Origin of the sequence: Bacillus sp. CHD6a (assembly GCF_001293645.1) — a bacterium.
Classification (GTDB): Bacteria; Bacillota; Bacilli; order Bacillales; family Bacillaceae_I; genus Sutcliffiella_A.
In genome coordinates this window covers 1-21111 of record NZ_LBMD01000036.1, presented here as the reverse complement: position 1 = coordinate 21111, position 21111 = coordinate 1, and the positions used below count along the sequence as shown (strand labels likewise).

At 40.6% G+C, this 21111-nt stretch carries 16 protein-coding genes; 4 read left to right on the top strand and 12 right to left on the bottom strand.

Going from position 1 to position 21111, the window contains the following annotated elements; genetic code table 11:
• Positions 1–441: 441 nt before the first annotated feature.
• The gene (locus tag AAV98_RS18535) at positions 442–1707 is read right to left on the bottom strand and encodes a hemolysin family protein (protein WP_060667000.1); all 1266 of its coding nucleotides are present in this window, start codon (positions 1705–1707) and stop codon (positions 442–444) included.
• A 203-nt stretch (positions 1708–1910) separates the two neighbouring features.
• Here AAV98_RS18535 and AAV98_RS18530 point away from each other — a divergent pair, with 203 nt between their 5' ends.
• The 3 genes from AAV98_RS18530 to AAV98_RS18520 all read left to right on the top strand — a co-directional run bounded on the left by AAV98_RS18530 (position 1911) and on the right by AAV98_RS18520 (position 4162).
• Entirely contained in the window at positions 1911–2879 is a 969-nt protein-coding gene (locus AAV98_RS18530; protein WP_060666999.1) for a ring-cleaving dioxygenase, read from the top strand.
• Positions 2880–3009: 130 nt separating this feature from the next.
• A complete protein-coding gene (locus tag AAV98_RS18525; protein ID WP_060666998.1) occupies positions 3010–3189 on the top strand; it encodes a hypothetical protein in 180 nt (59 codons plus the stop codon).
• Positions 3190–3271: 82 nt separating this feature from the next.
• A complete protein-coding gene (locus AAV98_RS18520; protein WP_060666997.1) occupies positions 3272–4162 on the top strand; it encodes a GNAT family N-acetyltransferase in 891 nt (296 codons plus the stop codon).
• Positions 4163–4233: 71 nt separating this feature from the next.
• Here AAV98_RS18520 and AAV98_RS18515 read toward each other — a convergent pair whose 3' ends face one another.
• From AAV98_RS18515 to AAV98_RS18505, 3 genes are all read right to left on the bottom strand, one after another.
• The gene (locus AAV98_RS18515; protein ID WP_060666996.1) at positions 4234–5085 is read right to left on the bottom strand and encodes a VOC family protein; all 852 of its coding nucleotides are present in this window, start codon (positions 5083–5085) and stop codon (positions 4234–4236) included.
• Between the two features lie 149 nt (positions 5086–5234).
• On the bottom strand, positions 5235–5744 hold the full coding sequence (locus AAV98_RS18510; RefSeq protein WP_060666995.1) for a DinB family protein: 510 nt from the start codon (positions 5742–5744) through the stop codon (positions 5235–5237).
• 311 nt (positions 5745–6055) lie between these two features.
• Positions 6056–7477, bottom strand: a complete 1422-nt coding sequence (locus AAV98_RS18505; RefSeq protein WP_060666994.1) for an alanine/glycine:cation symporter family protein — start codon at positions 7475–7477, stop codon at positions 6056–6058.
• A 354-nt stretch (positions 7478–7831) separates the two neighbouring features.
• Here AAV98_RS18505 and AAV98_RS18500 point away from each other — a divergent pair, with 354 nt between their 5' ends.
• A complete protein-coding gene (locus tag AAV98_RS18500) occupies positions 7832–8014 on the top strand; it encodes a hypothetical protein (RefSeq protein WP_060666993.1) in 183 nt (60 codons plus the stop codon).
• 412 nt (positions 8015–8426) lie between these two features.
• Here the strand turns inward: AAV98_RS18500 and AAV98_RS18495 are convergent, their stop codons facing one another.
• The 8 genes from AAV98_RS18495 to AAV98_RS18460 form a co-directional block, all read right to left on the bottom strand.
• Complete coding sequence (locus AAV98_RS18495) at positions 8427–10496, bottom strand: sigma-54 interaction domain-containing protein (RefSeq protein ID WP_060666992.1); 2070 nt, start codon at positions 10494–10496, stop codon at positions 8427–8429.
• 69 nt (positions 10497–10565) lie between these two features.
• The gene (gene iadA / locus AAV98_RS18490) at positions 10566–11735 is read right to left on the bottom strand and encodes a beta-aspartyl-peptidase (RefSeq protein WP_060666991.1); all 1170 of its coding nucleotides are present in this window, start codon (positions 11733–11735) and stop codon (positions 10566–10568) included.
• Positions 11736–11749: 14 nt separating this feature from the next.
• Positions 11750–14143, bottom strand: a complete 2394-nt coding sequence (locus AAV98_RS18485; RefSeq protein ID WP_060666990.1) for a cyanophycinase — start codon at positions 14141–14143, stop codon at positions 11750–11752.
• Complete coding sequence (locus AAV98_RS18480) at positions 14116–15135, bottom strand: ABC transporter ATP-binding protein (RefSeq protein ID WP_060666989.1); 1020 nt, start codon at positions 15133–15135, stop codon at positions 14116–14118. The genes AAV98_RS18485 and AAV98_RS18480 overlap by 28 nt, the downstream gene beginning before the upstream one ends.
• Positions 15132–16115: an ABC transporter ATP-binding protein gene (locus AAV98_RS18475; RefSeq protein ID WP_060666988.1), complete on the bottom strand. Its 984-nt coding sequence runs from the start codon at positions 16113–16115 to the stop codon at positions 15132–15134. The genes AAV98_RS18480 and AAV98_RS18475 overlap by 4 nt, the downstream gene beginning before the upstream one ends.
• Positions 16116–16130: 15 nt before the next feature.
• Entirely contained in the window at positions 16131–17690 is a 1560-nt protein-coding gene (locus AAV98_RS18470) for an ABC transporter permease subunit (RefSeq protein WP_060666987.1), read from the bottom strand.
• A 19-nt stretch (positions 17691–17709) separates the two neighbouring features.
• The gene (gene nikB / locus AAV98_RS18465) at positions 17710–18633 is read right to left on the bottom strand and encodes a nickel ABC transporter permease (RefSeq protein ID WP_060666986.1); all 924 of its coding nucleotides are present in this window, start codon (positions 18631–18633) and stop codon (positions 17710–17712) included.
• A gap of 63 nt (positions 18634–18696) precedes the next feature.
• Complete coding sequence (locus AAV98_RS18460; protein WP_060666985.1) at positions 18697–20331, bottom strand: glutathione ABC transporter substrate-binding protein; 1635 nt, start codon at positions 20329–20331, stop codon at positions 18697–18699.
• Positions 20332–21111: the final 780 nt, after the last annotated feature.

Sequence of the window (21111 nt, the reverse complement as noted above, 5' to 3'; positions counted from 1 at the left end):
CAAAACCACTAAACACTGTCCTCATTGAACCCCTATGACTTCCGGTAAACAACAAAACCACTAAACACTGTCCTCATTGAACCCCTATGACTACCGGTAAACATCAAAACCACTGGACATTGTCCTCATTGAATCCCTATGACTACCGGTAAACATCAAAACCACTAAACATTGTCCTCATTGAACACCTATGACTACCGGTGAACATCAAAACCACTAAACATTGTCCTCATTGAACACCTATGACTACCGGTAAACATCAAAACCCCTAAACTTTGTCCTCATTGAACCCCCCCATGACTCCCCATAAACATCAAAACCTCTAAACTATGTCCTCATTCACGCCTTTGAATCTCTGAACTCCCCACAAATCCTCAAAGATCCTGCAACTAATACTTAACACGTAAAAAGCCCTGGCATATACCAGGGCTTTAAAAAATATTACGCAGAGAAGACAATATCTACATTTTTCTCGACAACTACTTTTTGGATTCGGTGCTTTTTCACTTCTTCTATGTGAATGACGAAGCTTTCACACTCCACTCTTTCACCTTTTTTCGGAAGATAGCCGAGCATATCTGAAATCCAGCCACCTAACGTATTAGCGGTGGATTCTGCTACTTCAAGTTGAAGCAGTTCTGTGAATTCTTCCACAGGAAGACGGCCATCCATACGGAATTTTAATTCATCGAGGACTTCCACCAAGTTTTCATTTTCGTCATGCTCATCCCAAATTTCTCCGACAATCTCTTCTATAATATCTTCAATTGAGATAATACCTGCAGTTCCACCATACTCATCCAGAACAATGGCCAAATGATTTTGTGAAGTCTGGAGCTCTTTAAGAAGGTTGGATATTTTGGCAGAACCTATGACAAAGAATGGACTGCGTGAAATTTCTCTTAATGAAAAGTTTGGGTTCTGCACATATTGGGCAAAGAAATCTCTATGTGAAATCACTCCGATTATATTATCTATAGACCCTTGATATAAAGGTAAGCGTGAATATTGCTCTTTGATAAAAATGTCTTTAATTTCTTCAATAGACGTATCATCCGAGATGGCTACTACATCAGGTCTTGGCGTAAGGATATCTTTCACAACAATATCATCAAACGCAATTGCATTGTGCAGTAATTCTCGTTCTTGTGTGAGAAAAGTCCCTTCTTCTTCTCCAATTTCCACCATCGCTATGACGTCTTCTTCTGTTACAGTAGGCTCCTCCTTATTTGCACCAAGAAGTTTTTTGATTCCTACTTTTAATTGGACGAACAACCATGTTATTGGATAAAAGAGTTTCATGACTGTCATTAAAGAAGCAGATATTACAAGTAAATATTTTTCTGCATATTGTTTTGCTAAAGATTTCGGCAAAATCTCCCCAAAAACAAGGACTATTATCGTAATAATTGCTGTCGTAATTGCTAATGTACTGCCATCAGGGCCGTATAGTTGCGTAGCAATATTTGTTGCTATTGCTGCCATTGCTATGTTGACAATATTATTACCTATTAGGATTGTAGAAACACTTTGATCAAAGTTTTCTGCCATGTTTAATGAGCGTTTTGCTCTTGCATTGTTGTCTGCCTGATTACGAAGTCGCACTTTGTTTACGCTCGTAATAGCCGTTTCAGATGCCGAAAAATATCCTGATAATATTAACAATGCCCCTAATAAAATTATCGAGTCATAGGGTATACTATCCAAGTTCTCATCACTCTCCTACATATATATATAATAAATATATTTTGAAACAGGAAATTTAGCAATAAAAATGCAGAAAAACACATAAAAAATTTGTATTTTTCTAATAATTTTCTTCTGTTGAGAATATGAAGAAGCCATGATATAATTATCTCGAATTCAAGATATTTTAAGTTAAATTAAAATTTATATAGGAGTGATAACCTGTGGAACTGTTAGGTTTACACCACGTTTCTTTATTAACTGCCAAAGCAGAAAAAAATTATCATTTTTTCACAGAGGTTCTTGGTATGCGACTTGTAAAAAAGACCGTCAATCAAGATAACACTTCCTCTTATCATCTGTTTTATGGAGATGCAGAAGGCAATCCGGGAACAGAGATCACCTTTTTCGATATTCCTGGTCTAGGGAGAACGCATGAAGGAGTTTCGAGCATTTCTTCCACTTCCCTGCGGGTGGCAACAACCGAATCACTTCGCTTTTGGCAACAGAGATTTCAGACACTCAACATAAAACAAGAAGAAATAAAACAACGTGGAGACAGGGACACGTTAGCATTTGAAGATTACGAAGGAACAAAATTATTATTAGCGGCTGATAACGGAGAAAAGGGTGTACCAGCAGGTGTTCCATGGAGAAAGAAAGACATTCCGACAGAACATGCCATTCTTGGACTTGGACCTGTAACGTTGACGGTTAAATCTGCTTTGCCCACCACAAGCATCTTAACCAATGTGCTTGGGTTTCAGCATAGAGGATCATATCCTTCTCTTAAAGGGGATTTTCCTGCCATTGAAGTCTACACTACAGGTGCAGGAGGGCCGGGAGCAGAAATTCATATTGAGACTAGACCTGATCTTCCTGCAGAAAAAATTGGGCGGGGTGGGGTACATCATGTTGCATTCCGCGTTCCAAACAAAGAGGAGCTTCAAAAATGGGTTCAACGCATAAGAGAAACCCGCCTTCCAAACTCAGGAGAAGTAGAAAGATATTATTTTAAGGCACTCTACTTCAGAGAACCTAATGGGATTCTTTTTGAACTATCCACAGACACTCCTGGTTTCAGTGCAGACGAGCCTTTAGAAACAATGGGTAAAAAGCTTTCACTTCCTCCGTTTTTAGAACCAAAAAGAGGAGAAATCGAAGCAAGTTTACGACCACTTGAAATAAACTAAATGGAAAATGGAGTTGAAATCATATGATTGATTTCAACTCTATTTTTATGTGAAAAATAATTTTCTGAAAGCGCTGACAAGTTTAAGCCTATACACATATAGTGATAGCAAAGGGAAAGGAGGGTGTTATATGGAAAGAATTATTCTGTTTTTCGCTGCCATGCTAGCAGGTTTTGCGCTTCTTAGAGTACCAATGACAGGAACGTTTGCTGCTCTTGAGCCAATCACTAGTATTCTTGGCGTCATTACCGTTCTAGTATTCTCACTTGCCTTAATCTATAGAGGGGTACGAAACCTCATAAATCGATAATAATTTGTGTTATAATTTGTAATAGTCTAACAAGTCCCGGAGCCGTGCACACTCCGGACTTTTTATTAGGGAGTGGAATGAAATGAATAAAACAATTATGCTCTTTCCTTCTAGAGATTCATTGGAAACAGTGGCAGCTTTTATTGCTAAGCTTAACGGACAAGCCCAAAGCCACATTGGATATTGCGGGCGGCAACCAGAGGAGATAGCCTCCTCTTTGAGAAATGATTTTACAGATATACCATTCGAAAAAGCTTTCATAGTAGCCTATGAGGAAGAAGCATTGATTGGGGTACTTGGGTTTGAAGCTGATTTCGAGCAGAAATCAGCAGAAGTTTGGGGCCCTTTTATAGAAGGTAATCAACATGAACAAGGCTACCTTTTATTTAACCAAATGATGCAACTCATTCCATCATCAATAGAGAAACTGTGCATGTTTCCCAACAAAAAAAATGAACTAGCAGTCGCATCCGCAACCACCTATAACTTTTCAAAACAAAGCGAACAGGCTATCTTGAGTTTGAGACGAAACGACTTAATAACAACCCAACATTCTACGTTACCTTTACTGCCTGAGCATCACTACAGCCAGATGACTCTCCTGCACAACTTGGTTTTTCCTGATACATATTATAGCGGAGAACAAATTCTTAACCGAATTAGTGAAAATAGGAAAGTATTTTACGTAGAAAAAGAAGGAAGATTAGCCGGGTACATTTATGTAGAGGTTGAACCTCAATTTTCTGAAGCAAGTATTGAGTTCTTTGCAGTCGACGAACGTTATCGTGGACAAAACATAGGTACAGAACTATTACGAATAGCGGTTTCTTGGATTTTCTCATTTGAAGAGATAAAAGAACTACAACTGTGTGTGAATACAACCAATAGTTCAGCAATACACCTATATCAAAAAGCAGGTTTTAAGCTTGCTGATGAGCTTTATTATTACCAGAAAGAGCTAAAGGAAATTTGACCTTCAGCTCTTTTTTTTATGATGTCATCTTTAGTTTGCAATATAATTAACAAACTTTTTTTGAAGCCTGTTTAAACAAGTTTAATCTTATTGCCTGAAGGATCTTGTACGAAGTGTTGGCCATCCCAAATCTCTACTCTATAGCCTAATGATCTCAACCTATCAACTGCCGCCAGTTTCTCGTCTACATTTGAAAACACCAATGAAAACCATACAAGACCTACAGAATTCCCTTCCGGTGCCGGCGCTCCTACTCCATTCCATGTATTCAAACCGATATGATGATGGTATCTTTCCGTTGAGATAAACAAAGCCTCTGCCCCATATCGAGTAACAACTTCAAACCCGAGCCCGTTTGTATAAAACTGCTCTGTATCTTTCAGTTCAGAAACGTGAAGGTGGATATGTCCCATGACTGTTTCTTTAGGCAAAGCCTCCCATACGGTGTCTTCACCCTCTTTTAACAAGTTTTCTACATCAAGAGCAACCGATGCCATCTCTACTTCTGATCCATTCCATTTCCATTCTTCTTTCGGACGGTCCCTATAAATTTCAATCCCGTTTCCGTCTGGATCCGTCAAATACAGCGCCTCACTTACAAGGTGATCTGAGGCCCCTTGGAGGCGGACACCATGGGCTATAAAATGATGGAAAATGCCACCAAGATCTGCTCTTGATGGTAAAAGAAGTGCAAAATGATAGAGACCGGTGTTGCGTTGCTGCTTTGGTTTTATCTCCTTCGGTTGGACTATCGTTAACAAGGGAGTCTGGCCATTCGCCGAGAATACCGCTAGTGATTCTTTTTGTTCTATAAGTTTAAAACCAATTATAGTCGTATAAAAAGCAATGGAACGTTGAAGGTTTTCTACATTTATCGTGACTTCCTGCACAAAAGTGGCAGGACTTTGATGGAAGTGTTTCATATATAGGATCCTCCTTAATTTTTTGTTTCGAATTTAAATATCTTGAATTAAAAGTATTCTACCACACTTGTTTCTATATTAATACACTTACTTGCATACTTTGAAAAATAGGGTGTGACTATATAAGCCACACCCTACTTAACTAGTTGTTATACCGGCTGGTTTTCCTCTTCCACCTTGCTCCAAAGATCCTCTGTCCCGACTGCCCGCTTGATTGTATTAATTGCACCTTGATGCAACCCTTCATGCCAAATAGAAAAGTTCAGCAACTCCCCAAGCGTTGTCAGCTCATATTCTCCCAATTTGAATGGCTGTTGAATAGGTTCTTCCAGCTTACCTGTAAATTCTTTTTGAATACGATTTGGCTGTTCAACTAAATAGTTCCTGATTTCTTGCAAAGTAGGAACCTCTGTCTTCCATTGATGGGGGCTTGAACCTCTTGCAAACAATTCAAGATAATCCTTTGGTACATGGTGTTCCTCCCCAAGAAACGGATAGAGCAATGTATCTTGTGAGACGAAAATATGCCCCAAATTCCATCGGACTGAGTTTTTCACATTTCCGGGCATCTCATCTGCTAATTGTTCTGTTGTGGCATCAAGAGCCGCAATGGTTCTCTTTCGAACGAACTGCATTTGCTTAAATAATAGTTCTTCCATCTTTTCATCCCCTATGTAATTTCTCTCTTATACTCTTCTTCATAGATGAATAAAAACCTTCTTAATTGAATTATAAGTATGGAAGATTTTTAGGAGGAAAGATCGAACGGCATGTATTTTTTGTTTTTGGAAAGTATTTTCTGTGTTTTGGAAAATAAACTAGTGGTTACGGCTCGTATTTTTGGCGAATGGAAAATAAAACAGCCACTTTGGAAAATAAATAGCTTTCGTCGCCAATGTTCACGTTATTATTCAGCTAAATAAAGAAAAAAGCCACAGGACCACATCGATCCTGCAGCTGCATCTTATATTTAAGCACCTTTTTCCTCCACACTAGGTGACTCATCTTCCCAGCATTCCGTATTTTCTAATCCTTCGATATTACTAGCATAGAATACAGGATCTTTTCCATCTTTACGCTGAACCAGATAGTCCTTTAATACAGCAAGAGCAATTTTTCCAATAAAGGCTAATGCTATTAGGTTAGTGATTGCCATCAATGCCATGAATAAATCTGCAAGGTTCCACACCATGCTCAGGCTAGCTACTGAACCAAAGACTGTCATACCAAGAACTGCAAAACGGAAAATCATAATTGCTGTTTTGCTTTCTTTAATAAATTCTATATTAGATTCTCCATAATAGTAGTTTCCAATAATGGAACTAAAGCAGAATAATAATATCGCAATCGCTATAAAGATACTCGCCCAAGGCCCAACATGTTCAGCTAGCGCCACCTGTGTCAACTCAATTCCTTCCATTTCTTCTCCACCAGGTATTCCTGCCAGCAGTATGATGAAGGCTGTTGCACTACAAATTAGTATGGTATCAACAAATACTCCTAGCGTCTGAATGAAACCTTGTTTGGCAGGATGACTTACGTCAGCAGTTGCCGCTGCAACCGGTGCACTACCCATACCAGCTTCATTCGAGAACAGTCCACGTTTTACACCATTCATAATGGCAGCACCAATACCACCTGCTACTGCTTCGTTTAAACCAAAGGCACTCGAGATAATCACACCGATTAATCCTGGAATTTCCCCAATATTAATCACAATGACATATAGGGCCAATAACAGATAAGAAACAGCCATAACCGGCACAACGACCTGTGAAACTTTGGCAATTCTTTTTACTCCTCCGAAAATTACCATCGCTACAATTGCCGTAAGTACTAACCCTAGTACTAAGCGATTCACTCCAAATGCTTCGTTGAACGCGACGGCAATGGTGTTCGCCTGAACCGACGTAAATGCTAACCCAAAACAGAATGTGATCAAGACAGCAAATAAAACACCCATCCAACGTGCTCCCATTGCCTTTTGCATATAGTAGGCTGGTCCACCTTTGAATCCGCTCTTATCCTTTACCTTGTATACTTGTGCAAGCGTACTTTCAATAAAACTTAAGGATGCACCGAACAGTGCAACCACCCACATCCAAAACACAGCGCCAGGACCGCCAAGAGAGATGGCAATCGCAACACCAGCAAGGTTACCTGTACCTATTCGAGTTGCCGCACTGATACAGAAGGCACCAAAGGACGACACTCTCTTTTTTGCTTCATTAGATGTCGGGCTCTCTTTCAATAATCGAAACATCTCACCTACCTGTGTAAATTGAACAAATTTTGATTTCAAAGAAAAGTAAATCCCCAGGCCAACCAATAAAGCAATAAGAACATATGACCAAAGGATATTATTACTCCATTCAATAATGATGTCTATCATGATGTTCACACCTTTTCATTAAGATTCAACACTTGCGATATTGGTAGCGCTTCCAATATTTGTTTATCAATAAAAATATTTAATAGAAAAGCTTTAAAGTTTTCCTATTAAATATTTTTATCTATCAGACAGTTGTTATTACAGTCCGACAATAATTAAAAGCAAGTGTTATATAATACTTTTATAACTTTATCACTATACTAAAATAGTTTCAACAATTATTATTGAATTAAATACTTTCTCCATTTTCAGAATTATATTCATTTTAATAAAACCCAATAAATTCTTATTACCTTTCTTTGCTGAAATGGTTTATACTAAATCTACTAATATGGACCATTAGGAGGAAGCTATATGACAGAAAGTAATGAACCAAAAAAAATAAGTCTGCAAGAAGCGATGAAAAAGCAATTAGAAAATAAAAAGAAGCAGGCAGCAGGTGGCAAAGGCAACTTTAATAGTGGACAAGGAACACAAAAAATGAAAAGCCAACAAACAAAAAAACCTAGCAACACCAGAAGAAAAATGGGTGTCTAGAGAAGAGTTTAAGTATTATAGACTTCCGTTGATTGAAGTGGAAGGCGCGTAGATGCCTTCGGGATGAAGGGACAGGTGAGACCCCGCACCGTAGAAGGCCACTAAAAAACTGATACAGTAAAGTTTTTAATGATTCCTAGCTGTTGATTGGAGCAAAAGGCGAAGACTCCTGAGGGAGATAGCGCTAGGTGGAGACCCCGCAGGCTTGCCGAGGAGGCTCCAGCAGCGCCCCTAGGAAAGCGAAGCCATTTGCGGAAATCAACAGCGGAGTCTAAACAACTTAAAAAAATCAAGGACTTTTTCAGTGGCCCCCAATGGAGTGAGGAGGCTCACGTATCGCCCGCAGGCAAGCGAAGCGCCTGGAACGGAAATCAACCTTTAAAAAAGGCAGTAAGTGGATATTTCACTCCACTTACTGCCTCTTTCTTATATGAAAGGTTTTTTCCCCGAATACAGTTAACTTTGTCCCTTGTCTCCCCCGCTTTTTCTCAATTAACCCCATTTTCTCTAACGTTTCAAGCCTTGACCTTACTTGCTGTTCAGTTAAGAACCTCCTACCGCTTCTTGTTGCTTCCGATAGTTTCATCCTGCTGACTGTTTCCCCAGACGATTGTAATTGATAGATTATTTCTACTATGTTACTTAATTCCTCATTTAAATCTTTTTGAAGGTATGGAAGTTCCTCAACTTCCAGAGTAGATGCTACCTCTTTTACATTCCTTCTAGTCTGCTGAAAGAATCCTTCATTTGGTATATCTTCCACCCTTATCGTATTTTCTTCGCACACAGCAAGCATATAATCTAGTGTATTTTTCAGTTCACGAATATTACCGTACCAATCATATTCCTTGAGTTTCTGCAATACTTCATATTCCAGTTTTATGGAAGGTTGATTACTTTGATGAATGAAATGTTCAATAAGGGGTGAGATGTCTTCCTTCCGCTTACGGAGCGCAGGAAGCTGTAAGAATAAGACTTTTAAACGATGATATAAATCTTCTCTGAATTTCCCCTTTTCCATTAAAAACAGCAAGTCCTTGTTGGTGGCTGCTACTACCCGAACATCCACCGGAATAATTTTGTTCCCACCTATGCGAAGCAATTCCTTTTCTTGCAGGACTCGGAGTAATCTTGCTTGGACCTTCAAACTGATATCTCCTATTTCATCTAAAAAAATGGTACCCCCGTTTGCTTGTTCAAACAGCCCTTTTCTTCCTCCTTTTTTTGCACCAGAGAATGCACCTTCCTCATATCCGAAAAGTTCACTTTCTACTAAGTCTTCTGGAAGGGCACTAAAATTAACCGCCAGAAAAGGTCCATTGCTTCGGGGAGAAGCATTGTGAATCGAGCTTGCAAACAACTCTTTTCCTGTACCACTCTCCCCTTGTATGAGAATGGTTAGCTCAGTTTTAGCAAGCTTATGGGCTATTTCCTTAGTTCGAAGTAATTCTGGATGACTACCCACAATATCCACAAAATGATACTTTCCATAGAACCCTTTTTTCACTAATTCTCTTTTTAATTGCTTTTCCATTTCAATTGTTTCACTCGAATCCTTAAAAGTGACCACTATTGTACCTTGTGGATCTATCATAAATCGATGGACCATAAAACTCATGGAATGGATGGTAAAATAACCGTCTGCTTCTTCCTCACGTTTGTTCATGATGAAATCATAAAGATTGCGATCGGTTATCACATCGCGAACATGTCTGTCGACGGCCTTCTTCAATGGAATTAGAAGAAAACGTTCCATTATCTCATTGAAGACTGTTATTCTTCCAACCTGATTAATAGCCAATATTCCGTCATTTACACCATTCACCACTTTTTTCAGGTGATCACTAATCTTATTCGCTTCCTGATTTGCGTCCCCTAATCTTTTACTCAATCTTGTAATAGTACTTATGTATTTGCTAGAAACCTGATCCTGTTTTTCCTCTAAAAGACCCAGCCTGTTTAATATCGTAATAATAGTCGTAATGTCGATAAGCCTTGGACCTATATTGATCACTTCTTGTACATATGGAGGTACGAGGTCAAGTTCACCTGGGGTAATCGCAATTTTCACCTGCTGTTCGTCCTTTTTGCCAGGGAAATAGGGGATTAATTGTAGATGATTAATTCCGAGAATTTCGAAGGAGGAGATCGCTTCCTGGACCGTTTCTGGAAAGTCGTTTACATATAGTACTTTTTCGCCTCTTGCAACACTGTAAATTTTATCAATATTAAGGAAGTTAACAATTCGCCTTGCGACTAGAACTGTACAATTGTCTCCGATATATTCTTTGGCTTCCTCTTCTATTAAATAGGAGGATAAAATTATGAGTTGATTGTGTACCTTGGTTACTTTGTGGGCATCAACGGAATAACTGCGAATTCGAATAAAATCGCCGATGATTTCTTTCAATTGGTTATCAAGTGTTCTCCTTGTTTCTTCTGACCCAGCTAATAGTGTAAGTTCTCTTGCTTTGATCCCCATCCCCCGCATACCTCCATCTATAGAAAAACACTGTCCTATCGAGCAACAGTGTTTTTCTACTATTATAGCTTACTCGAATGTTCCTTTTACAAGCAGTTTTTTCTTCCACATCATTTTTTGTCCAAGTGCGATAACAGACTCGACTTCAAAGGATGATTCATTTAAAACTACAAGATCGGCATCTTTTCCTACCTCAAGTGTTCCTTTAGAAGCTAAGCGCAACACTTTAGCAGGGTTCTCTGTAATAACTTTCAATGCATCTTCTGGTAGTACCCCTTCTTCCAAAATGGCGTCTTTCACTTCTCTATATAGTGATGTGACCCTTCCTAATTGCAAACCAATAAATTCTCCATTTTCATCAAACTCCGGCAAGCTTGCCTGCCCGTCTGAAGAGAAAGTAATCTGCCGGATTGGCACTCCTTTATCTAGCATCTCTTTCAAACCTACACTGCATTTCGTTTCACCTTGTTCGAGGAATTTAGCTATACTTGAAGTGGTAAAATCTACATAGCCGCCTCTTTTCGCATGTTCTATTCCCGCTTCAAACAACTCACGATTGCGATTAATATGTGTAGGTAAGAATTGACGGATTGGGATATCTGTTTTTTCCATAACTTCTTCTAAAATCGATAGCTTGCTAACACTGTCTCCTAGATGCATATTCACAATTCCTGCTTTGCCAGACAGCATTCCACCGACCCTTGCAGCTGCAGCAATTTTTGCAATTTCTTCGTAACTTGGAACAGAAGAACGGTGATCGGCAATCGCTATCTCCCCAACTCCAATAATTTCTTCGATTAATAGGAGGTCGTCTTCCACCATTCCTGTTAGTGTTTTGACAGGAACTTGATAGGATCCAGTGTGAACATAGCAACTAATTCCTTCTTCTTTTAACGCTTTTGCTTTAGCTATGAGGCTTGTCATGGTCCGTGTGGTACCATCTGTCCCAATAACGCCAACTAGGGTGGTGATTCCTCCTTTAATCGCATCCGACAACACAAGTTCAGGGGTGCGGGTACGATAACTGCCTTCACCACCGCCGCCCATGATGTGGACATGGTTATCAATGAATCCTGGCACAACTAACTGGCCTGTAAGATCGAGTACTTCTATATGGGCTGATTCTTCAAATTGAATGCTGTCCTCTATTGCCGAAATTCTTTTATCGACAATTAATATGTCTTTTTTTCCTAGATAATCAGGACTGTAAACGGTCCCGTTTTTCAATAACTTAATCATGTAAGAAGTCTCCTTCAGTTTTCATCCTTTTGCACCCAAAGTGATAAGCTAATATTTGTAACCGTTCCTTTTTTATAAGAAGCTAAGGCTTTAGGCTCGTAGTTCCCATCACTCTGGTAGTATCTAGAAATATTTCCCTTTTTCCATTGTAACGCAAAAACTGGCTCAGTTGCATCACCTTTTACAGTGGTCACCTGTTCAGTTTCTGTACTTTTTGCAAAAGAGAGCAGAGATTTGGTAGATTCATATTCTCCTCTGAATAGGTTCGAGCTTTGAAAAGGAGTGGCGTCACTTCGATCCACTTTTTGTTTATCTTCAGAAGGAATAACTACTTTTGTGACCATATTGAAGGTATCTCCTTCAGTCAAATAATGTACCGTAACATCATCTACTTCAAACCCAGGAGCTTTGCCTTTTTCATTGAAGATTGCATCACTTGCATCAAGAATCCAAACACCATTCTCTCCTACTACTTTTCCGATATCACCTTTTACCTCAAGAGCTGTTCCTTCATCCAAGCCCACTCCAATTTCATGCCCTGTATCTCGCATTGCAACAAGCAAACGTCCGAGTCTACCACGCATATCAAAGTGCGTGTCGGTTAAGATGTTTTCAACAAGGCCAAGCCCTGGTATTTGAAAATTATTGTCTTTGCTGCTAGCATCCAGAAAACCAGTCAATGGGACATCAGCAATGGTTTTTACTTCCGTATCATTATTGACTAACGCTTCAAAACTTCTCCCCACACCAAACATCGGGTTGCTCATGACATGTGCACCTGCACTTGTACCAGCTACCACGCCGCCATTCTCATACACATATCGGATGGCCTCCATTAGCGGAGTGGTCGTTCCATCATCTTCAAGCAATGACCTTGCATGCTTCATCTGATCCCCACCCTGAAGCATTACAGCATGGCTGCTTTTCACAAGATTAATAAAATACTCATCATTAGAAATAAAATGGAACGTGTCTACTGCCAATGGAATATAAACCGGCTCAAACCCTCTGTTCCTAAACTCGGTTTCAAGAGCCAAATAAGGTCCATCATCTAGGTGAAAATGGTCATACGCTACGTCTACTGAATCTCTTGAACTATTAAAAATGGCGATTCTCGGACGCTCGACACCTGCCGCTTCTCGAATAGCATGGAAATATTCATCCGTATCCCCCGTGGCACCACCAGCGGGGAGCAAGGTCCCGGCACCATCCCGGATCGTTTCTAAAGGTACAGGCATAGAATTCGTATTAATCATCTTTAGAGATTTACTAGAGCCAAGCACTTTTACTTCACTCACTGCTGTTACAAAAGCATAATACAAGCCATTGCCTAATGTGTCTCCCTCAATTGTCTTTTGATTAGGAGCAAAAAATATTTGTTCATTTTCCATCTCATTTACAGAAAGTAATTTCCCTCTATTTTCTCGTTCTAACTCTTCAAGAGACTCTAAATTCTCTGCACTAATAATGGGCTCCACCAGTTTTGTCAGTCCTTTTGAAGAGTAAAATAAGAAATAGTGAGTGATTTTTTCGTCATCTGCTTGTTCAAAAGTCACTGAATAATTTTCAATCTCTCCTCCGTTACCCAGCAATTCTACTTTAGTAGGATAAGGGTTTAAGCTGATGGTTCGGTCTGCCTCTGTCATTCCCAATATTCCATCCTCTCCGAGCGTTGCTGCATATGCATGATAATCGCCTACATTTAAAGGCTTTCCGGTTAATACATCCAACTGCCCCGAACGAAAGGTATTCCCTCCTCCGTCTGCATAGTTCAGATTGGTAATCTTAAAGAGTTTATCCTTATTCTCCCCTTCATCCTGTGAGGTTAGATGCTGTTCTATTTGTTCAGGAGTTAGTCCTTCCATATAGTCCCAAACTTCATAAAAGTCTTTTTTGGAGTAGAACATCAAATAAGCCTTTACACCATCCATCACATCTGCTTTTTGAAAGCCCAATTGATAATCTTGTATAAGGGAGCCATCCCCGTTTTGAAAGAGCGTCACATCTTTCAAATCATAATCTGGACCTTTTTCAACAGCTAGTGTGTAAGTTGTTTTTATTCCTTTACGAGTCGCAACATCAATTTGTACCCTCGCCTTACTAGACGGCACCTTTACTTTCACTATTTTGCGATGGTTCACTCTTTTTCCATTTACTGCTACCTTAGCATTAACAGCAACAGGAGCAATCCACAACAATAGTTTGTCTTTATCCGTTTTCACCGTATAATCTTTAACCTCTGCGTTAAACTCACCTTCTAACTGCCCGTTAAGCACGAGCAGTTTCTTCAAATCTGTATCATGGACATGAGAAGGCTTTGCATAACCGCTTGTTGTAGGAAATAATAAAGCACCACATAGCAAAACAGCAAGCATCTTTGTTAAACGTTTCCACTGCTTTCTGAGCATGAGGATACCTCCAGTGTTTTATTTTCCAGAGAATACAAGTGACAGGCGACATGGTGACCATCCGAGTGCTCTGACAACTCAGGACGTTCGGTATGACATTGCGCCATTACTTTTGGACATCTCCCTACAAACGCACAACCTTTTGGCGGTTCCACCGGAGAAGGCACGTCGCCTTGAAGAATAATTCTTTCCTTCCGCTCTCTTGGATTGGAGATAGGAATGGCATCGATTAATGATTCCGTATAGGGGTGAAGCCTTTTTTCAAAAATTTTATCCGCTTCTCCTATCTCTACGATTCTACCTAAATACATCACCGCCACCCGATTACATAAATGTTGAACAACACTTAAATCATGGGAGATAAATAGATAGGTCAGCCCAAACCCTTCTTGTAAATCTTTTAATAAATTTAGGATTTGTGCTTGGATGGATACATCTAGAGCCGCGACCGGTTCATCCGCGATAATTAATTTCGGCTTTAAAATAAGTGCCCGGGCAATTCCTATACGTTGCCTTTGACCTCCTGAGAATTCATGGGCATATCGATGAAGGTAGTTTTTATTCAAACCACATACCTCCATGATATCTTCCATTAATTTTCGTCGTTTGTTTCTTTCTACTCCGTGTGCCTTTAACGGTTCCGCCAAAATCTGTTCAACTGTCAGTCGAGGATTAAGGGATGCATATGGATCCTGAAAGACCAGTTGCATGTCTTTGCGCCTGCTTCGCATCTCTTTGACCGAAAGTTCGCGCAAACTCTCCCCCTGAAATTGTATTTTACCTTCTGTCGCTTTTAGCAGCTGAGCAACTCCTCGTCCAGTTGTTGATTTCCCACAACCGGACTCCCCTACCAAACCTAGCGTCTCCCCTTCATTTATCGTAAAGGAAACACCGTCTACTGCTTTTACAAAAGATGCAACCTTTTGTCTTATCCCTTTTTTGATTGGAAAATAAATCTTAAGGTTTTTTACTTCTAACAATGGTTTATTCATACCGTTACACTCCTATCTGCGTGAAGCCAGCACCGGCAGGAATGACCTTTGTTGATTTCTAGCAGCTCTGGGTCCTCTTCTCTGCACAACGGAATCGCCTTACTGCAGCGATCAGCAAAACGACACCCTTTGGTAATAGTCCCAGCCAATGGTACTTGTCCCGGGATAGAACGAAGTCTGTCCCGTTTTTCCCCAAGCTTTGGAATCGACTGTAGCAATCCGATCGTATATGGATGCTTAGGGTTATTAAACAATGTATCTACATCCGTCTCCTCCACGATTTCTCCTGCATACATAACAATGACCCTGTCACACATTTCTGCAATCACTCCAAGATCATGGGTAATCAGCATAATAGCCGTGTCGGTTTTCTCTTTCAAATCTTTCATTAGATGGAGGATCTGCGCCTGGATGGTTACGTCCAAGGCCGTTGTCGGTTCATCCGCAATTAACAGCTTTGGTTGACAAGCAAGGCCCATGGCAATCATTACACGCTGGCGCATTCCACCGGAAAGCTCAAAAGGATACGCATCGTAAATTTGTTCTGCACGAGGTATCCCCACTAGTTTCAACATATCTATTGATCTCTTTCGTGCCGCTTTTTTTGTGATTTCATTATGTAAAAGCAACACTTCGTCCAATTGCTTACCGATAGTAAAGACAGGATTAAGAGATGTCATCGGCTCTTGGAAAATCATAGAAATCTCGTTACCTCTAATTTTCCGCATATCCCTTTCTTTTTTCTCTAACAGATTTTCTCCTTGGTAGTGGATGGATCCACCTGTTATTTTTCCTGGAGGCGAGGGCAAAAGCCTCATGATAGAAAGGGACGTAACACTCTTTCCACAACCAGATTCCCCTACAATGCCAAGCGTTTCTCCCTTATGAACATCAAAGGATATCCCATTTACCACTTTCAACTGCTTGCCATCACTTTTAAAGCTAACCTCTAAACCTTTTATTTCAAGCACTTTTTCCATCTATGTTGCCACCTCCTACTCTTTTAACTTCGGATCAAGCGCATCCCGCAATCCATCTCCTAAAATATTAAAACTTAGAACGGTAATAACAATCGCCAGCCCCGGAAAGAACGTCGGATGAAACACATTTCCACTATTGTCCTTAGCTGCACTTAACATAGAGCCCCACTCAGGAGCAGTAATGTCTCCTCCAAGTCCGAGAAAGCTTAGTGCTGCACCAATCAAGATCGCCACACCAATCCGCATCGTTAAATACACCATTACTACTGACAATGTACCTGGGAATATGTGTCTCATGATAATCACGCTATCCTTAACTCCAATTGATTGTGCCGCTTCCACATAAGTCATTTCTTTTAACGCAAGCGTACTTCCCCGCACAATTCTGATAAAAATAGGAATGGTGAAGACTGCCACGGCAAAAATAATATTTGTTAGACCTGCACCGAGGAAGGCAATTACAGCGATTGCGAGTAAAATCCCAGGAAATGCTAGAAGAATATCAGTAAAACGGGTAATCAAACTGTCTGTTTTCCCACCATAATAGCCGGCTATCAATCCCAGTGCTGTACCAATCACTGCTCCGATGGCAACCGAAACGAAACCGATTATAAGTGTTTCTCTTGTCCCCATGACCACTCTGCTGAAGATATCTCGGTTCTGGTGATCTGTTCCAAAAAAATGAAGGGAAGAAGGTGGTTGATGCTTGTAAATGTCTACTAAACTCACTTCTGCTGTTTTTGGTATAATAGAAACCAGCTTAGGTGTAATCTCTTCAACCCCTACCGGAAGATGCACGACCGAGGACACTGTACCCGCTACAACTTGAATGAGCGCATCGCCCTGTCCTTTTAACGTGACAAGCCCTTCATTGGATACAGTTGCAAGCTCCTCATCAAGTGACAGGAATTCGATACCTCCATCACTAGCCTCAGAACTTCCGGCTGACACAAAGCCACTTCCTCGATTGCTACTTTCTTTTTCGTCCTTGCCATCCAATAGAAAAGTATTTATTTCATCTATGCCATTGATGGAACTCCCATCGGAAAGAATCGCCTTTACATTAATGGAATATCTGTCTCCACTATCCATTATTTCATTGGGCTGTTCGGCTTCTATCCGAATAATGCTTGTCTTTATTTTTTCCGAGTCATCTGATACGATGACTCCTATCTGGGACCGAACTCCCTCACTTTCAATGGTTGTGTTGGTACTCCCAGAAGTATTGGCTGTTATCGTGACACCATCTGTCATTTTTCTGATGGAAGCAATTCGTCTATCTTCGCTTTCAACGTTGACCCTTACTAATTCGGAACCAGCAATGGTACTTCCATCACTTAACATCCCATTAAATTCTACTCGTTGACTTGTTAAATTCTCTGATTCAATGCCTTTTTCTTCATATTGAAGTGTGACAGGGCGATACGGATCAAAAGGGGCAATTAACGACCCAAAAACGCCAACAAGTACGATGAAAGCAACAATGATAAACGCGACAAAAGCAAATCGCTGTTTAATAAATTTATGAAGGAACACCTTGAAAGGAGAATACGAGGTGTGCATTTTTTTGCTCATAGTTTTGTCTCCTTTACTTTTAATCGTATCTAATCTGAGGATTCAGAAATCCGTAACTAATATCCACTAATAGATTGACTACTAAAAACTGAAAAGAGAACAGTAAGATCAGTGCCTGAATGACCGGATAATCCCTTGCGAGAATGGAATCGACAAGGTATGACCCAAGTCCTGGCCAAGCAAATACCTGTTCCACTACTACCGCTCCCCCTATAAGGAATCCAAACTGAAGTCCTGTCATGGTCACAACCGGGATGAGTGCATTCCTAAGCACATGGCTCCATACTACAACCGATTCTTTCTGTCCTTTTGCTCTGGCAGTCCTTACATAGTCCTCCCGCATTACCTCCAATACACTTGACCTTGTAAACCTTACAATTGTTGCTGCAACTCCAAATCCCAGCGTGATGGATGGGAGGAAAATATGAGCGAATGTTCCGCTTCCACTTGTCGGAAACCACCCAAGCTGCACAGCAAATATTTGCATAACCATCAGACCGAACCAGAATTCAGGGACACTTAGCGCGGTAATAGCTGAAACCATTCCAAGTCGGTCACACACTGTATTCCTTTTCGTAGCAGAAATGATCCCGACAAAAATCCCAATAAGGATTGCCCAAAACATTGCAAGCATCGTTAAAGTGAATGTAAAACCAAACCGCCTCATAATTTCAGAAGACACTTCCGTTTTTGTCCGGTAGGAGGACCCAAAGTCTCCATGTACCAACATGTTATACATATAGGTTCCGTACTGGACGATAAGCGGTTGATCAAAACCTTCCTTCTCTCTCAACGTTTGGTACGTTTCCTGATCCAACTCCGCTCCGTACATGATGCGTATCGGATCTCCGGGAGTTAAGTGCACAAACAAAAAAGCAATAATGGTAATGATAAGTAAAATAGGAATCATGCCAATAATTCTTCTGATTGCAAATTGAATCATGCAGTCCACCTCTTCTTATAAAGAGTAGACTCATAGGCTTTCTTCCTATGAGTCCATTTTCTATTATTGTTTTTCTACTAAATTCAGATGTACTCCCCCTGAAGGCAGAACATAAATACCATTTACATCTTTCCCTTTTGCAATGATGGTGTCTGGAATATGCAAGAATACCCACGGAGCATCCTCATAAATTTTCATTTGAACATCCGCATAAATGGATAATGCTTGATTCTGATCAGGCGTACGAAGGGCATCGTCAAACAGGCCGTCCAATTCTTCATTAATATAAAAGCCGGAGTTATTGAAGTTTGGCGGTACACGATCAGATGCAAAGTTTGGTCGCAATCCATAATCAGCCTCACCTGTACCCGGTGACCAGCGTCCAATCCAAAGATCCGTTTTTTCCCCTGCATCTAACATTTCAAAAAGGGTTCCACTTTCAAATGCCTGTACTTCCACATCTATGCCAATCTCTTTCAATTGAATGGCAACATACTCCGCAACAGAAACGAATTCCGTAGTATTTCTTGTCCATAATGTTGCTTTGAATCCCTCTTCCATCCCTGCTTCTTTCAGTAATTCTTTTGCAAGTTCCTTGTCATGTTCATATACATTTTGCCCTGCATATCCGTAAACAGCAGGAGCGATAGCGGAATCTGCTACTTGTGCATATCCGTCTGCAATCTGTGCAATAAGCCCATCCTTATCGACTGCATGGTTCATTGCTTGACGAACTTTTAGATCTTGGTATTTCTCTTCTTGAAAATTCATTCCGATATAGAAAACGTTTGTAGATGATCCCACATATAGATCAACGTTTTCTTCCTGTTCAAGTTCTTTTGCATTAAGCGTTGGGATTGGGAAGATCACATCTACCTCTCCTGTTTTCAGCTTATTGACGCGAGTGCTTGCTTCTACTATAGGCAAGAAAGTGATGCTTTCAACTTTTGGCTCTTCTTGAGCGTTCCAGTAGTTTTCATTCTTTGTAACAACGATCTGCTCGCTGTCTTTCCACTCTTGGAATTGGAACGGACCTGTACCGACAGGGGTACGATCAAGATTATAGTCAGGGTCATCCTTTTTCTTCTTCAGTTCATCCGTTGATTTAAAAGATGCGGAAGAATGCGCCATATAAGATGCCATGGCAGAATTAGGCTCTTCGGATTTAATAGTAATGCTGTATTCATCATTTACTGTCACTTCACTGATAAAAGAGAAAAAAGATGCACGAGCTAAGCCATTTTCCGCATCACGGACAAAGTCGAGATTCTCCTTTGCCACTTCTGCATTAAAATTCGACCCATCATGAAACTTAACTCCTTGCTGCAAGGTGAAAGTAATTTCCGTCGCATCTTCATTAAAGTTGTATTCTGTTGCAAGAACAGGTATAAGGTTCATCTTCTCATCAAAACGAAGGAAGCCTTCAAACATCGTACTCTGAACAGTCGCAGAGTTTCCATCTGTTGAGTTGAACGGATCTAAAGATGTTGGTTCTGCTTCAATACCTACTGTTAACTCGCCACTAGGTTCTGCTGTTTCTTCTGGGGTATTGTTTTCATTTGTGTTTTGGTCTGGTTGATTATTAGTGTTGTTGCTTGTTGTGTTTGAACTACACGCTGCAAGAAAAAGCAGACAGAAAATTAATAAATACTGCATCATCCATTTTGATTTATTTCGTTTTTGTAGTTGCCATTGCATACGGTTGATTCTCCCCTTTGTAAATAATGTTTTTATTCTCAATGCTGATAGATGCAAGAAGCGTGCCAAGAATGGAATATTCAAAAAAATTTATATGAGAGGTGCAGTATGGGGGGGGTTTGGGGTGGGAGAAATCTTTTGGGTACTTTAATTGGGGGTTTATTGGTTTTTTGTTGTGTTTTCGGGTTGTTTTTGGTGTTTTTTGGTGAAATAGAATCCGGACTGGAGATATGGAAAGCATGTTATAGGACTTTATATAGCTTCTATGATGTCTGATATCCTTTGTTTTTTCACTTTTTCCTGTCGTCATACGCCTCGTATGACGAACGGGCCTCTGCTTTTTCACTCTTGCGGGGCGTCATACGCCTCTATGACGACCGGTCACCTGCTTTTTCACTCTTGCTGGTCGTCATACGCCTCCTATGACGACCGGTCACCTGCTTTTTCACTCTTGCGGGGCGTCATACGCCTCCTATGACGACCGGTCACCCTCTATTTCGCTCTTTCACGGCGTCATACACATCCTATGACGACCGGTCACCTGCTTTTTCACTCTTGCGGGGCGTCATACACATCCTATGACGACCGGTCACCTGCTTTTTCACTCTTGCCCGTCGTCATACGCCTCATATGACGACCGGTCACCTGCTTTTTCGCTCTTGCACGTCGTCATACGCCTCCTATGACGACCGGTCCAATTTTTTTCACTCTTGCCGGTCGTCATACACCTCCTATGACGACCGGTCACCTGCTTTTTCACTCTTGCCCGTCGTCATACGC